This is a genomic window from Streptomyces sp. NBC_01198 (assembly GCF_036010485.1).
GTDB lineage: Bacteria > Actinomycetota > Actinomycetes > Streptomycetales > Streptomycetaceae > Actinacidiphila.
The window spans coordinates 4,897,902-4,912,544 of sequence record NZ_CP108568.1 but is presented as its reverse complement, the minus strand read 5'-3'; the positions used below and the strand labels follow the sequence as shown (position 1 = coordinate 4,912,544).

The window sequence follows — 14,643 nt, the reverse complement described above, 5'->3', positions numbered from 1 at the left end:
CGCGTACAATCGTAAGTTCGCCCTCCACCCGGCCCGTCCGGAGGTACCACGCGTGTCCTGCCTGATCGTCCAGAGTGACAAGACCCTCCTGCTCGAGGTCGACCACGAGCAGGCCGACGCCTGCCGCCGAGCCATCGCCCCGTTCGCCGAGCTGGAGCGCGCACCCGAGCACATCCACACCTACCGCCTCACCCCGCTCGGGCTGTGGAACGCCCGGGCCGCGGGGCACGACGCCGAGCAGGTCGTCGACGCGCTCGTCGAATACTCCCGCTACCCGGTGCCGCACGCGCTGCTCGTCGACGTCGCCGAGACCATGGACCGCTACGGGCGGCTGCGGCTCAGCAAGGACCCGGCGCACGGGCTGGTGCTGACCAGCACCGACCGGCCGGTGCTTGAGGAGATCCTGCGCTCCAAGCGGGTCCAGCCGCTGGTCGGCGCGCGGATCGACCAGGACACCGTCGCCGTGCATCCGTCCGAGCGCGGGCAGATCAAGCAGGTGCTGCTCAAGCTGGGCTGGCCGGCCGAGGACTTCGCCGGCTACGTGGACGGCGAGGCGCACCCGATCGAGCTGGCCGAGGACGGCTGGGCGCTGCGGCCCTACCAGAAGCAGGCCGTGGAGGGCTTCTGGCACGGCGGCTCCGGTGTCGTCGTGCTGCCGTGCGGCGCGGGCAAGACGCTGGTCGGGGCCGGCGCGATGGCCGAGGCGAAGGCGACCACGCTGATCCTGGTGACGAACACGGTCTCGGCCCGCCAGTGGAAGCACGAGCTGGTCAAGCGGACCTCGCTCACCGAGGAGGAGATCGGCGAGTACAGCGGTACGCGCAAGGAGATCCGCCCGGTGACCATCGCCACCTACCAGGTGCTGACGACCCGGCGTAAGGGCGTCTATCCGCACCTGGAGCTGTTCGACTCCCGCGACTGGGGCCTGATCGTCTACGACGAGGTGCACCTGCTGCCCGCGCCGGTCTTCAAGTTCACCGCGGACCTCCAGGCGCGCCGGCGGCTGGGGCTGACCGCGACGCTGGTGCGGGAGGACGGCCGCGAGTCGGACGTCTTCTCGCTCATCGGCCCGAAGCGCTTCGACGCGCCCTGGAAGGAGATCGAGGCGCAGGGCTACATCGCGCCCGCCGACTGCGTCGAGGTGCGGGTCAACCTCACCGACGCGGAGCGGCTGGCCTACGCCACGGCCGAGACCGAGGAGAAGTACCGCTACTGCGCGACGACCGAGACCAAGCGCAAGGTCACCGAGGCGCTGGTGGCCAAGCACGCGGGGCAGCAGACGCTGGTCATCGGGCAGTACATCGACCAGCTGGACGAGCTGGGCGAGCATCTGAACGCCCCGGTGATCAAGGGCGAGACGCCGAACGCGCAGCGCGAGAAGCTTTTCGAGGCCTTCCGGCAGGGCGAGTTGTCGGTGCTGGTGGTGTCGAAGGTGGCCAACTTCTCGATCGACCTGCCCGAGGCGACGGTCGCGATCCAGGTCTCGGGCACTTTCGGGTCCCGCCAGGAGGAGGCGCAGCGGCTCGGCCGGGTGCTGCGGCCCAAGGCGGACGGGCACGAGGCCCGCTTCTACTCGGTGGTCGCGCGGGACACCATCGACCAGGACTTCGCCGCCCACCGCCAGCGGTTCCTGGCAGAGCAGGGCTACGCGTACCGGATCGTGGACGCGGACGATCTTCTGACGGGCGCGGACGAGGACAGCTGAGGCGGTCCGCGCGAGGTCGGCGTGCGGGTGGGCGGCCCGCGCGGGGTGGGTTCAGTAGCTTTCCTTGCCGAGCAGCACCACCTCCGCCGCGGCGACGGCGAAGACGCGGAGCGCATGCAAGGCGTTGCCGATCCGGTGCCGTGGGTGTTCGGGAATGGTGTCGTGCACGGTGGCACCGTGCACGGCCGGACCTGGGGTGAGGGTGGTGGAGGCCATGTCTCAACGGTACGAAATCGGACACCCCCGCCGCGTCGGACTGAGGGCGTAAATCTCGCCCCCGGAGATCACCCCCCGGTCGGACCTCCGACCCCTACCCCGGTCTCAGGGTCGTCCCTGAGTCTCCCCCCGGACGCGTAGCGGCAGGTCCGCGCCGCGTCGCCGGGCCGGGGCGCGTCGCTGCGCCGGGGCGCGGATAACCGTTCGCGTCCCCCGCCGCCGGGGCGTAACATCTCCGGTCTTGCCGCCTCCCGGACGCCTCCCGGACGGGAGTGCCGCCGGCCGGACGGAAACCGGTCGGCCTCCTCGCGTACACGTACCCCCGCCGGAGGCGAAGCCGTGCCCTCGCACGCCCCGATCCACGCCCACACCCCCGATCCCCTCCAGCGCGAGCGCGACCACCTGTCGTCGTCCCGGGCCGCACTGCGGGCCATGCGGGAGGACGTCGAGGCGCTCGACATCACCGATGTCACCGGCAACTGGGTGAACGCCAGGATCCTCGCCGGCGAGATCGAGGTCCGTATCAAGGCGCTCGCCGACCTGGTCCACACCCCGCTGTTCTTCGGCCGCCTCGACTACGGCCACGCGCCCGGCACGGAGCTGGCCGAGGGCGCGGAAGGGGAGAGCTTCTACATCGGGCGCCGCCATGTGCACGACGCCGAGGGCGATCCCATGGTGATCGACTGGCGCGCCCCGGTCTCGCAGCCGTTCTACCGCGCCTCGCGCGCCGAGCCGATGGACGTGCGGCTGCGCCGCCGCTTCGGCTACACCGGCGGGGAGCTGACCGCCTACGAGGACGAGCACCTGACGGACCCGGCGGAGGCCGACACGGCGAGCAAGCTGCTGCAGTCGGAGATCGAACGGCCCCGCGTCGGCCCGATGCGGGACATCGTGGCGACGATCCAGCCCGAGCAGGACGAGATCGTCCGTGCCGGGGTCGGCGGCACGGTCTGCGTGCAGGGTGCGCCCGGCACCGGGAAGACGGCGGTGGGCCTGCACCGGGTGGCGTACCTGCTGTACGCGCACCGTGAACGCCTGGCCCGTACGGGCACGTTGGTGATCGGGCCGAACGCCTCCTTCCTGCAGTACATCGAGCAGGTGCTGCCCGCTCTGGGCGAACTCCAGGTCAAGCAGGCCACGGTGGACGACCTGGTGGCCCATGTGCCGCTGCGGGGCGCCGACTCGGCGGGGACCGCCCGCGTCAAGGGCGACGCCCGGATGGCGGAGGTGCTGCGCCGGGCGGTGCGCTCCGGCATCAGGATGCCCACCGAGCCGGTGATGGTGGTCCGGGGGTCCCGGCGCTGGCGGGTGCCGGCCTACGAACTGGCGGAGATCGTCCAGGAGATGGCCGAGCGCGACATCCGCTACGGCGCCGCGCACGACGCGCTGCCGCAGCGGATCGCGCATGCGGTGCTGGTGCAGATGGAGCGGGCGGGCGAGGCGCCCGACGACCGTGTGCAGGACGCGGTGGCACGCAACGCGGCGGTCAAGGGGGCGGTCAAGGCGTGCTGGCCGCCGGTCGATCCGGCGAAGCTGGTGCTGCGGCTGCTGTCGGACCCGGAGTTCCTGGCCGAAGCGGCCGACGGGCTGCTCGACGCGGACGAGCAGAAGGCGATCCTGTGGGAGAAGCCCGCGCGGGGCCTCGCGTCGGCGAAGTGGTCGGCGGCCGACGCCGTGCTGGTCGACGAGGCACGGGACCTGGTGCAGCGCACGGCCTCGCTCGGCCATGTGGTGCTGGACGAGGCGCAGGACCTGTCACCGATGCAGTACCGGGCGGTCGGGCGGCGCTGCTCGACCGGCTCTGCGACCGTCCTGGGTGACATCGCGCAGGGCACCACGCCCTGGGCGACGGCCAGTTGGGCGGAGGCGCTGCGCCACCTCGGCAAACCGGACGCGAGGGTCGAGGAGTTGACCCGCGGCTTCCGCGTGCCGCGCGAGGTCATCGCGTACGCCTCCCGGCTGCTGCCGCAGATCGCCCCCGACCTGGCCCCGGCGTCCTCGGTACGCGAGGCAGGCGGCGACTTCGGCGTACGGGCGGTGCCGGAGGGCGAGTTGGAGGCGGCGGTGGTGGCCGCGTGCCAGGACGCACTGCGGCACGAGGGGTCGATCGGCCTGATCGCGGCGGACCCGCGGATCGCGGCACTGGGCGCGGCGCTGGCCGAGGCCGGGCTGGCGTATCTCCCGCCGGGAGCCGAGACCTCCGCGGAGGCGCGGCTGACGCTGGTGCCGGCGTCGCTCGCGAAGGGCCTGGAATACGACTACGTCGTGCTCGACGAGCCCGCGCGGATCGTGGCCGCCGAGCCCGACGCGCGCACCGGGCTGCGCCGCCTCTACGTCGCCCTGACCCGCGCGGTGTCCGGCCTGTCCGTCCTGCACGCGCAGCCGCTGCCCGCGGCGCTCGCGGACTGAACGCGACGCCGCCCTGACCTGGGCGGTGTCCCGGCGGTTCCGTAGGTGGAGCCGCCGGCCGGCGTCCGGGACCGTTTACGGACGCTGACGCGGGCGAGCCCGTCAGCCCACGGCGACGGGGGTGTCCAGGACGGTGCGCCAGGTCCGTACGGCGTCGGCGTCCACCGGGCCCGCCCAGCCGCCGGCCCTGACCGCGCCGCCGACGTGGAAGGCGTCCAGGCCGGCCGCCCGCAGCTCCGGCACGTGGTCGAGCAGCAGCCCGCCGCCGACCAGCAGCCGCGGCTCGTACCCCGGCTCGCCGCCGCGCGCGGCCTCCGCGCACAGCACGTCCATCCCGGCGGCCACGCCGTCCGCGGACCCGGCGGTCAGATACGTGTCGAGGCCGGGCAGCCCGGCGAGCTGGAGCCGTACGGCGTCCCGGTCGGTGGCGCGGTCGATGGCCCGGTGGAAGGTCCACCGGCAGCCGTCGAGCACGTCCACCAGCGCGTGGACGGCGTCGAGGTCGGCGGCCCCGAGCGGGTCGAGGAAGCCGAGCACGAACTCCTCGGCGCCCTCGGCGCGCAGGCCCTGGGCGGCCTCGCACAGGTCGTCCAGCCGGCTCGGGCCGCCGGCGCTGAAGCCGTCCGAGAGCCGCAGCATCACGCGGAGCGGGATGTCGACGGCGGCGCGGATCGTGCCGAAGGTCGCGCGGGAAGGGGTGAGGCCGTCCGCGGCCATATCGGTGACCAGTTCGAGGCGGTCGGCTCCGCCGGTTTGGGCTGCGACGGCGTCGTCCGGGCCGAGGGCGATCACCTCGAAGATTGGTCTAGACATATGGCCACCTTGCCACATGCCTACGCGGCACGCGACCCCCGGGTGCCCCTTGCCCCCCACGTCCCCCTTCGGCAGGGGCTGCCCACCCCTGGGCCGGGGTTGGGCGGCTCCCTCTCGGCGAGGGGTGCCCATCCGCTGGGCGCGGCGGCTGTGCGGTGCCCCTTCGGGAAGGGGGTGCCCGCGCGTGGCGGTACCCCCAGGCGAAGCGCTGGGGGAGAACGGAGCGACCGGCCGTCGACGGGGTGCACGTCGCCACCGGGCGAAAGGGGCTGTTGCTGTCGCATCCGGACCACCGGCCGGTGGACGGCTGAGCGCGCAGTTCCCCGCGCCCCCAGGTGACTGCCACTTGCGGTGGCATGCGCACGCGGCGCGCCGACCACCCGGTCCGCCGCGGTCGGCAGCCTCCGGCCCGGCCGGACCGTCGCCCTCACCTGCAAGACCACCGGCGAGGACGTCGAGGGCAACTCCCTCTGGTACCGCCTCGATCAGGACCCGGCCGGCTGGGCCACCGCACGCTACATCGACAACCTCGGCCCCGTCCCGGTCTGCCCGGACGCCTAGGACACGGTCACTGGCCGAAGGTGTCGCAACTCGCGGCCTTGCCCGACCTGTACCCCGTGCTGAACCACTGCTGGCGCTGTGCCGCGGAGCCGTGGGTCCAGGTGTCCGGGGTGACCTTGCCCTGGTACTTCTGCTGGATGCGGTCGTCCCCCACGGCGGCGGCCGCGTCCAGGCCCAGGTTGATGTCGGCCTGGGTCAGTTCGGTGATCAGCGGCTTTCCGCTCTTGGGATCCGGGGTGGTGGTGGCGTGGTGGGCCCACACCCCGGCGTAGCAGTCGGCCTGGAGCTCCAGTTTCACCGAGCCGCTGTTCTGGCCCTCGCCGCTGCCCCGGGAGATGGTGCCGCTCAAGTCCTGGATGTGGTGCCCGTATTCGTGCGCGATGACGTAGGCCTCGGCGAAGGGGCCGCCCTTGGCGCCGAATTTGCTGGTGAGCTCGTCGAAGAAGCCGAGGTCCAGGTAGACCTTGTCGTCGGCGGAGCAGTAGAAGGGCCCGACGTCGGACGTCGCGTTCCCGCAGCCGGTGTTCACGCTGCCGGTGAACAGCAGGGTCGGGGCCTGGGTGTACGACTTCCCGCCGGCCTCCTCGGTGTCCTTCCAGAACTCCTGCACGCTGTCGACCACGGCGACGACGCGGCACTCGTCCTTGGTGTTGGCGTCCGCGCCGGTGCGGCAGTTCGCCGCGAGGTCGCCGGAACCGGTGGCGCCGGCGCCCGTACCGGTACCGCTGCTGCTGCTGCTGCTGCTGTCGGAGCTGAACACGCCCGGGTTCACCCCGAAGACCACCGAGGCGATCACCACCAGCAGCCCGACCACCCCACCGCCCACGGTCCTCCCGCCACCGGGGATCCCGCCCAGCGCCCCGCCGCCCCTGTTGTCCTGGACCTCGGAGGTGTCCAGGCCGGCATTGTCGTCGAACTCCATCCGCTGACTCTCCTCAGGCAGCGCGCCGGCCCGCCCAGCGTCGCCCCGCTCGCCTACCCCCTCCCAGGGACCCCATCCGGCACCGGGCCGGTGGCGTAGAACGGGCCGGGTCAAGTGAAGTACGGGCGGCGGGCGTTGGGGCGCTGGACAATGGCGGCGCGGGAGCGGAGCAGCCCGGCGTGCGGGCGCCGACGGCAAGGGAGCAGCGGGATGGCCAGGCAGCGGGTGACCCGGCAGGAGCTGAACCGGCGGAAGTCCGCCCGCGGTTTCGTCGGCCGGACCGAGAAACTGACGATGTTCCGCGACAACCTCGGGCGCAATCCGCAGGACGAGGACTTCCAGTACCTCTTCCACGTGCACGGCAACGCAGGTGTGGGAAAGACGTCGCTGGTCCGGCAGTGGGAGAACGCCGCGCAGGCGCGGGAGGCGCAGACGGTCTACCTCGACGACGACGTGCACGGCCCGCTGGAGGCGATGGAGGCGATCGGCGTCCAGATGGAGCGCCAGGGGCTGCCGCTGCGGGCCTTCCAGGATCTGCTGGCCACCTACCGGCTGCGCCGCCACGAGGCGGAGACCGCTCCCCAGGCGCTCGGCGCGGCCGATCCGAGCGTGCCGGGCCAGGCGTCGGTGACCGGAACCGTCGTGGCCCAAGCGGGAGTTCTCGGCCTGTCCATGCTGCCGGTGCCCGGCGCGGGGGCGCTGGCCGGCGTGCTGGATCCGCAGCAGGTCGCGCAGAGCCTGGACCACAGCGCGGACCGGCTCCGGGCGATGGTCGCCTCCCGGCTGCGCAGCCACGACGACGTCCAGCTCGTCATCTCGCCCCTACGGGTGCTGACTCCGGTGTTCCTCCAGGATCTGGGCAAGGCGGCGGAGCGGCGGCCGTGGGTGGTGTTCTTCTTCGACGTCTTCGAGCGCACCGGGCCGCTGCTGAACGAGTGGCTGTCGGACGTGCTGGTCGGCGAGGAGTACGGGACGCTGCCGCTGAACGTGATCGCGGTGCTCTCCGGCCAGGGCCGGCTCGACGCCCGCCACTGGGCCGACCACCAGCGGCTCATCTGGGACGTGCCGCTGGAGGTCTTCACCCATGCGGAGGCCCGCGAACTGCTGGCCGCCCACGGCATCGTGGACGAGCAGGTCGTCGAGGTCATCGTGCGGCTGACCGGCCGGCTGCCGGTGCTGGTCGATCTGCTCGCGCAGACCCGCCCGCAGGATCCGACCGACGTCGAGGACCCCGCCGACACGGCCGTCGACCGCTTCCTGAAGTGGATCACCGACCCGGCGCGCCGCGACGCCGCCCTCGCCTGCGCGCTGCCGCTGCACCTCGACGAGGACGTCTACCGCGCCGCCGTCCCCGAGGCGGCCGCCGAGCAGTACACGTGGCTGCGCGGGCTGCCCTTCGTGACCGGCCGGGAGGGCCGCGCCCGCTACCACGACGTGGTCCGCACCCCCATGCTCCGCCTGCAGCGCGGCCGTTCTGCCGCCCGGTGGCAGCAGCAGCACCTGCGTCTGGCGGACGCGTACCGCCGCTGGCGGGAGGAGCGCGAACCCGGGGACGACCCGGAGGGCCAGGAGCACCGGCTCAGCGAGGCCTACCATCGCCTGTGCGCCAACCCGGCCACCGGCTGGCCCGCCGCCCTCCCGCACCTCGTGGCAGCCTGCGACCAGGGCATCCCGGTCCTGCGCCGCTGGGCCCAGATCCTCACCCAGGCCGGCCACGACAGCCCGTCCGCCGCGCTGACCAGTTGGGGCAACCGCCTGCAAGTGGCCGCCGGCGACGAGGCGAACGGCACGGTCACCGCCCTCACCCACCTGCTGGCGGCCCCCGAACTGACCCCGGCCGCCCGCGCCCTGGCCCACACCCTGCGCGGCCGCGACCACCGCATGGCGACCCGCTACGACCTGGCCCTCACCGACTACGCGGCAGCCCTCGCCCTCGCCCCCGACCTACCCCGCGCCCACTACGGCCGCGGCGAGACCCACCGCCTGGCCGGCCAGTACGACCAGGCCCTCGCCAGCCTCACCCGGGCAGTCGAACTCGAACCCGACGAGGCCGTGAACATAGCCTGCCGAGGGCTGACCTACTGCGCTCTGGAGCGCTACGACGACGCCCTCACCGACTTCACCGCCGCAATCCAACTCCACCACATCAGCGACTGGCTCGTCGCCAACCGAGGTGAGGCCCACCGCCTCGCCGGAAACTACGACGACGCCCTCACCGACTTCAACCGCGCCATCGAGATCGCCCCCCTATACGCCTGGGCCATCGCCAGCCGAGGACAGACCCACCGCGCGCTGGGTCGCTACGAGGACGCCCTCACCGACCACGACCGCGCCATCCAACTCGACCCCGCCAGCGACTGGATCGTCGCTGCCCGAGGCGAGACCCACCGCCTCGCCGGAAACTACGACGACGCCCTCACCGACTTCAACCGCGCCATCCAACTCAACCCCGCCAGCGACTGGACCATCGCCAGCCGAGGACAGACCTACCGCGCGCTGCAGCGGTACGACGACGCCCTCACCGACTTCAACCGCGCCATCGAACTCAACCCCAACGCCAAGTGGATGATCGGCAGCCGAGGCGAGACCCACCGCCTCGCCGGAAACTACGACGACGCCCTCACCGACTTCGACCGCGCCATCCAACTCAACCCCGCCAGCGACTGGAATATCGCCAGCCGCGGGCGGACCTGCCGCGCCGTCGGACGCTACGAGGAGGCCTTCGCCGAGCTCAGCCGGGCCATCGAGCTCGACGCCGGCGACGCTGCGTACCACGCGGATATGGCGCTCATCCTGCACCTGCTCGGCAGGCCGGAAGAGCCCGATCACTGGCGAACGGCAAGGGAGCTGCTTGCCGCTGAGGCATCGGCCGGAGACTCCCCGGGGGGCCGGGTGCGGGCGCAGTTGATGGCGGTCCACTGCGCCCTGGGCGAGTGGAACGAGGCCGCTGCCGAGCTGGACCGGTTCCTGGCGTGCGGGCCGCGCGTCTGGCACATCCGCGACGCGCTGGACGATCTGGCCGAGCTCGACACCGTGCTGGCGCTGGATCCCGCCGCGCTGGGGCCGCTGCGGCAGAAGCTGCACGACGCGCAGGCGGCACTCAGCTGTCAGCCGTGACGGGCTGCACCAAAGCCGGCCCAGCTGCGTACAGATTACTGCCCCGAGTCGCGTTCTTGCGGAAAAACTCGTTGATTTTGCGGCACCCCTCTGGTGGGATGTCCCGGCCGCCCGCCCGAGCGGGCAGCGGGCACGTACGGGAGGGCGACAGTGGCCGAGCAGGGCACGGCAGAAGGACCGCAGGCGGAGGCACCGCCCGAGACCGCGACCGTGGCGTTGATCGAGGCGGCAGGGCTGCGCAAGGTGCACAGCCCGCGCGGGGAGGGCGCGCCGACCGAGGCGGTGGCGGGGATCGACTTCACCGTGCGGCGCGGCGAGGCGTTCGGCTTTCTCGGGCCGAACGGCGCGGGCAAGTCCACGACGATGCGCATGATCGCCGCCGTCTCGCCGGTATCGGGCGGCCGGCTGCGCGTGCTGGGGATGGACCCGGCGACCCAGGGCCCGGCCATCCGCGCCCGGCTCGGGTCCGTACCGCAGGACGACACGCTCGACACCGAGTTGACCGTGCGGGAGAACCTGCTCGTCTACGGGCGCTACTTCGGCCTGCCACGCGCGGTGATCCGTGAACGCGCCGCCCAGCTGCTGGACTTCGCGCGGCTCGCGGACAAGGCGGACGAGCAGGTGGAGGCGCTGTCCGGCGGGATGCGGCGGCGGCTGACGATCGCCCGCTCGCTGATCAACCGGCCGGAGATCCTGCTGCTCGACGAGCCGACGACCGGCCTCGACCCGCAGGCCAGGCATCTGCTCTGGGAGCGGCTGTTCCGGCTCAAGCAGCAGGGCGTGACGCTGCTGCTGACCACGCACTACATGGACGAGGCCGAGCAGTTGTGCGACCGGATCGTGGTGATGGACCACGGCCGGATCGTCGCCGAGGGCAGCCCGCTCGAACTGATCGCCCGCCATTGCACCCGCGAGGTGCTGGAGTTGCGCTTCCCGCCGGACCGGCAGCAGGAGGTCACCGGCCTGCTCGACGGCATCGGTGACCGCGTCGAAGTGCTGCCCGACCGGCTGCTGGTCTACGCCGACGACGGTGAGGACGCGCTCGCGGCCGTGCACCGTGCGGGAGTCGAGCCGCTGACCGCGCTGGTGCGGCGGGCCGGGCTCGAAGACGTCTTCCTCACCCTCACCGGCCGGACGCTGGTGGACTGAGATGACCACCACCACGGAAACCGCCCCGCCGGCCGCCGACTTGCTCGACTCCCTGGTCGCCCGGGTCCCCGCGCTGCGCGAGTTCGGCTACTGGATGCGCCGCTACCGCCGCATATGGCGCGGCACCGTCGTGATGAGCGTGGCCAACCCGCTGCTCTTCCTGGCCGCGATGGGCGCGGGCCTGGGCAAGCTGGTGGACGCCAACCACAGCGGCTACCTGGCGGGTACGCCCTATCTCGACTTCCTCGCCCCCGGCCTGCTCGCCGCCTCCGCGATGCAGAACGGCTTCATCGAAGGCGCCTTCCCCGTCTTCCAGTCGTCCCGCGCCCGCGGCAACTACCCGGCGGCCGCGGCCACTCCGATGCGACCCGCCGACATCCTCGCGGGGCACCTGCTCTTCGTGGCCTTCCGGGTGCTGCTCAGCGGGCTGCTCTTCCTGGCGGTGGTCGTCGCCTTCGGGGTCGTCGGCCCGCTCCGCGCGCTGCTCACCGCCGGCCCAGTGCTGCTCACCGGGATGGCCTTCGCCGCGCCGCTGATGGCCTGGGCGGTGGCCGTGGAACGGCAGAGCCGCCTCAACGGGCTCTACCGCTTCGTGGTGATGCCGCTCTACATGTTCTCCGGCACGTTCTTCCCGGTGAGCCAACTCCCGCACTGGCTGCGGTCGGTGGCCGCCTGCACGCCGCTCTACCAGGGCGTGCAGCTGACCCGCGCGGCCGCCCTCGGCCACGCACATACCGGTGCCACCGCCGTGCACATCGGCTACCTGCTCGCACTCACCGCCGCCGGAGTCTGGGCGGCCCGCCGGGCCTACGCCCGCCGGCTGAACCGCTGAAAGGACCGCCGTGCTCAGCGCGTTGTGGAGGTCACCGGCCGTGGCGGGCCCCGTCGCCCTGGTCGAACGCAACCTCGTCATCTACCGCCACACCTGGTATCTGCTGCTGGCCGAGATCTTCGAACCGGTGCTGTACCTGCTGTCGATGGGCGTCGGCATCGGTGCGCTCGTCGGCCATGTCCCGGGCCTCGGCGACCCGTCCGTCGGCTACGTCGACTTCGTCGCGCCCGCGCTGCTGGCCACGGCGGCGATGAACGGGGCGATGAACGAGACGACGTTCAACATCTACGGCAAGCTCAAGATGCTGCACACCTACGACTCGATCCTCGCCACCCCGCTGCGGATCCGCGATGTGGCGCTCGGCGAGGTCGCGTGGGCGCTGCTGCGCGGCACCGCCGTCACCGTCGTCTTCGGCGCGGCCATCGCCGCGTTCGGGCTGGTGCACTCGGTCTGGGCGCTGCTGATCCTGCCGGGCGCGCTGCTGATCGCCTTCGCCTTCGCCGCGACGGGGCTGGCAGTCGTCACCTACATCCGCAGCTGGCAGGACTTCCAGCTGGTCCAGCTGGTGATGCTGCCGATGTTCCTCTTCGCGACGACCTTCTACCCGCTCGGCGTGTACGCCCGCCCGGTGCAGGTCGCGGTCGAGTGCCTGCCGCTCTACCAGAGCATCGAGCTGATCCGGGAGCCGTCCCTCGGCGTCATGAACGCCGGGGTCGGCCTCGCCGCGCTGTATCTGCTGGTTTTCGGGGCGGTCGCCCTGGCGGTCGCCTTGCGTCGGCTTGAGCGCACGCTCGTGCCGTAGCCGTGCCCGGGGCGTGCCGTGGTCCCCGCCGCTTCCGGCGCCTGTGTCGACGTGCGTCGCCGTTCCGGCGGCGCACGTGGGATCCGGCCGAGCCGTCGCCACCTCGCGTGGTCACGCCACGCCAGGTACCCCCACCGGCACCACGTTCACCATTCCGCCACAATGGCCCGCATGCCGCACACCAGGGCCGCCGCCCACCCCCGCTACGACGCACTGCTCGCCGAGTGGAACCACCTGCTGCGCCGCTGCCAGGCCGCCACCGACGACGACGGCCCCGACCCTGAGCCGTACGGGCGTGAGCTGCTGGAACGGTGGAGCGAGCCGCAGCGGCGCTACCACACCGTCGACCACCTGGTGGACGTCCTGGCCCGCGCCACCGAACTGACCGCCTACGCCGACGACCCCGACACGGTCGCGCTCGCCGTCTGGTTCCACGACGCCGTCTACCGCCCCGACCGCAGCGAGAACGAAGAGCGCAGCGCCGACCTCGCCCGCCGCGCCCTGTCCGAGGCCGGCGTCCCTGACGACCGCGCGTCCGAGGTCGTCCGCCTGGTGCGCCTCACCATCACCCACGACCCCGCCCTCGGCGACGCCAACGGCGAGGTGCTCTGCGACGCCGACCTCGCCGTCCTCGCCGGCGACCCGTCCTCCTATGCCTCCTACGCCGCCGCCGTCCGCGCCGAATACGCCTTCGTCCCCGACGCCGACTTCCGCGACGGCCGCGCGGCCGTCCTGCGCCAACTCCTCGACCTGCCCGAGCTGTTCCGCACTCCGTACGGCCAGGAGCACTGGGAACGCACCGCCCGCCGCAACCTCACGACCGAGCTGGAACTGCTGGAGGCGTAGCCGCCGGGGCGCGGGCGGGGGACGTATTCACCCATTCACGCCACACATTGCGTAGTACGCGCTACTGTCGGCCAGGGTGCGGGTCCCCCACGCCCCTTGAACGCACGGGAGTCACGAGATGGCCGAACGCAAGCCTTCCTCTGCGAAGAAGCTCGACCCCGCACAGTCGCCGCGCGCCATGTACGGCGCCGAGTTGCGCTACCAGCGCGAGCGCGCCGGGCTCAGCCAGGCCGCCCTGGGCGAGAAGCTGTTCGTGGGGCACTCGCTGATCGCGAAGATGGAATCCGGCGAGCGGCGCGTCCAGCCGGACATGGCGGAGCAGCTTGACCGCGTCCTGGACGCGGGAGGTTTCTTCGTGCGGAACATGGCCGCTGCCCGGGCCACGCCGTATCCCGAACACTTCGCCGACGTAGTCGAGTTGGAGGCCGACACGACGGGCATCCGGCAATGGGAGCCCCTGCTGGTCCCCGGCCTGCTCCAGACCGAGGCCTACGCGATGGCCGTCATCCGCGCCTACGACCCGGTACTCGCCCACGAGTTGGTACAGGAGAGGCTGGCTGCCCGGCTGGTCAGGGCACGCATCTTCGACAGCGCGACCCGACCGCTCTACTGGGCCATCGTGGACGAGGCTGCGATCCGCTGCCCGGTGGGCGGCCAAGCCGTCATGGCCGCACAGCTCCGTCACGTTGCCGCGATGATCCACCGCAACCGGATCATCTTCCAGGTCCTGCCGTTCAGTGCGGGCGCGCATCCAGGAATGGACGGCCCGCTCAAGCTGATGGCGTTCGAGGACGACGCCCCGATGGCATACCTCCCCGGCGCGGAAACCGGCATGCTCGTGGACGATCCGGCAACCGTCAAACGCCTCTCCCTGGCATACGATCTGCTCGGAGCGGCGGCCCTGCCGCCGGAAGCTTCCCTGACTTTCATCGAAGCGGTAGCCGAGGAGTACGAGCATGGACCCGAAGTACAGGCTGGCGGCGGTCACATGGCGTAAGAGCACGTACAGCGGCGGCAGCGGCGGGGAATGCATCGAGGCCAGCGACAGCCTGACCAGCGCCAGTTGGCGCAAGAGCACTTACAGCGGCGGCGACGGCGGCAACTGCGTCGAGGTCGCCGCCAACCTCCCCGGCGTCATCCCCGTCAGGGACAGCAAGGACCCCCAGGGTCCCGCCCTGGCCTTCACGCCCGCCGCGTGGACCGCGTTCGTGGATGCCGCCGCCAGGGGCGAATTCCCCACCGCCTGAGACCGCCTCGGGAACCGCCCGGTG

Annotated in this window: 13 protein-coding genes; 10 read left to right on the top strand and 3 right to left on the bottom strand. The window is 72.3% G+C overall.

Annotation, left to right across the window (positions count from 1 at the left end):
- Positions 1–52 precede the first annotated feature (52 nt).
- A complete protein-coding gene (locus OG702_RS22000; protein WP_327290629.1) occupies positions 53–1,705 on the top strand; it encodes a DNA repair helicase XPB in 1,653 nt (550 codons plus the stop codon).
- A gap of 51 nt (positions 1,706–1,756) precedes the next feature.
- On the opposite strand, the gene OG702_RS21995 is transcribed toward OG702_RS22000, so the two are convergent.
- On the bottom strand, positions 1,757–1,921 hold the full coding sequence (locus OG702_RS21995) for a hypothetical protein (RefSeq protein WP_327290628.1): 165 nt from the start codon (positions 1,919–1,921) through the stop codon (positions 1,757–1,759).
- A 339-nt stretch (positions 1,922–2,260) separates the two neighbouring features.
- Between OG702_RS21995 and OG702_RS21990 the strand changes: the two genes are divergently transcribed.
- Positions 2,261–4,330, top strand: a complete 2,070-nt coding sequence (locus OG702_RS21990) for a HelD family protein (RefSeq protein WP_327290627.1) — start codon at positions 2,261–2,263, stop codon at positions 4,328–4,330.
- A 102-nt stretch (positions 4,331–4,432) separates the two neighbouring features.
- Here the strand turns inward: OG702_RS21990 and OG702_RS21985 are convergent, their stop codons facing one another.
- On the bottom strand, positions 4,433–5,143 hold the full coding sequence (locus tag OG702_RS21985) for a copper homeostasis protein CutC (protein WP_327290626.1): 711 nt from the start codon (positions 5,141–5,143) through the stop codon (positions 4,433–4,435).
- Positions 5,144–5,494: 351 nt separating this feature from the next.
- Here OG702_RS21985 and OG702_RS21980 point away from each other — a divergent pair, with 351 nt between their 5' ends.
- Entirely contained in the window at positions 5,495–5,704 is a 210-nt protein-coding gene (locus OG702_RS21980; protein ID WP_327290625.1) for an SH3 domain-containing protein, read from the top strand.
- Between the two features lie 7 nt (positions 5,705–5,711).
- Here the strand turns inward: OG702_RS21980 and ypfJ are convergent, their stop codons facing one another.
- Positions 5,712–6,626, bottom strand: a complete 915-nt coding sequence (ypfJ, locus tag OG702_RS21975; protein ID WP_327290624.1) for a KPN_02809 family neutral zinc metallopeptidase — start codon at positions 6,624–6,626, stop codon at positions 5,712–5,714.
- Between the two features lie 210 nt (positions 6,627–6,836).
- Here ypfJ and OG702_RS21970 point away from each other — a divergent pair, with 210 nt between their 5' ends.
- From OG702_RS21970 to OG702_RS21940, 7 genes are all read left to right on the top strand, one after another.
- Entirely contained in the window at positions 6,837–9,743 is a 2,907-nt protein-coding gene (locus OG702_RS21970) for a tetratricopeptide repeat protein (protein ID WP_327290623.1), read from the top strand.
- A 150-nt stretch (positions 9,744–9,893) separates the two neighbouring features.
- Positions 9,894–10,892: an ABC transporter ATP-binding protein gene (locus OG702_RS21965; RefSeq protein ID WP_327290622.1), complete on the top strand. Its 999-nt coding sequence runs from the start codon at positions 9,894–9,896 to the stop codon at positions 10,890–10,892.
- A gap of 1 nt (position 10,893) precedes the next feature.
- The gene (locus tag OG702_RS21960; protein WP_327290620.1) at positions 10,894–11,724 is read left to right on the top strand and encodes an ABC transporter permease; all 831 of its coding nucleotides are present in this window, start codon (positions 10,894–10,896) and stop codon (positions 11,722–11,724) included.
- A gap of 40 nt (positions 11,725–11,764) precedes the next feature.
- Positions 11,765–12,526: an ABC transporter permease gene (locus tag OG702_RS21955; RefSeq protein WP_327290619.1), complete on the top strand. Its 762-nt coding sequence runs from the start codon at positions 11,765–11,767 to the stop codon at positions 12,524–12,526.
- A 171-nt stretch (positions 12,527–12,697) separates the two neighbouring features.
- Positions 12,698–13,372, top strand: a complete 675-nt coding sequence (locus tag OG702_RS21950) for an HD domain-containing protein (protein ID WP_327290618.1) — start codon at positions 12,698–12,700, stop codon at positions 13,370–13,372.
- 118 nt (positions 13,373–13,490) lie between these two features.
- Complete coding sequence (locus OG702_RS21945) at positions 13,491–14,369, top strand: helix-turn-helix domain-containing protein (protein WP_327290617.1); 879 nt, start codon at positions 13,491–13,493, stop codon at positions 14,367–14,369.
- On the top strand, positions 14,329–14,619 hold the full coding sequence (locus OG702_RS21940) for a DUF397 domain-containing protein (protein WP_327290616.1): 291 nt from the start codon (positions 14,329–14,331) through the stop codon (positions 14,617–14,619). The genes OG702_RS21945 and OG702_RS21940 overlap by 41 nt, the downstream gene beginning before the upstream one ends.
- Positions 14,620–14,643: the final 24 nt, after the last annotated feature.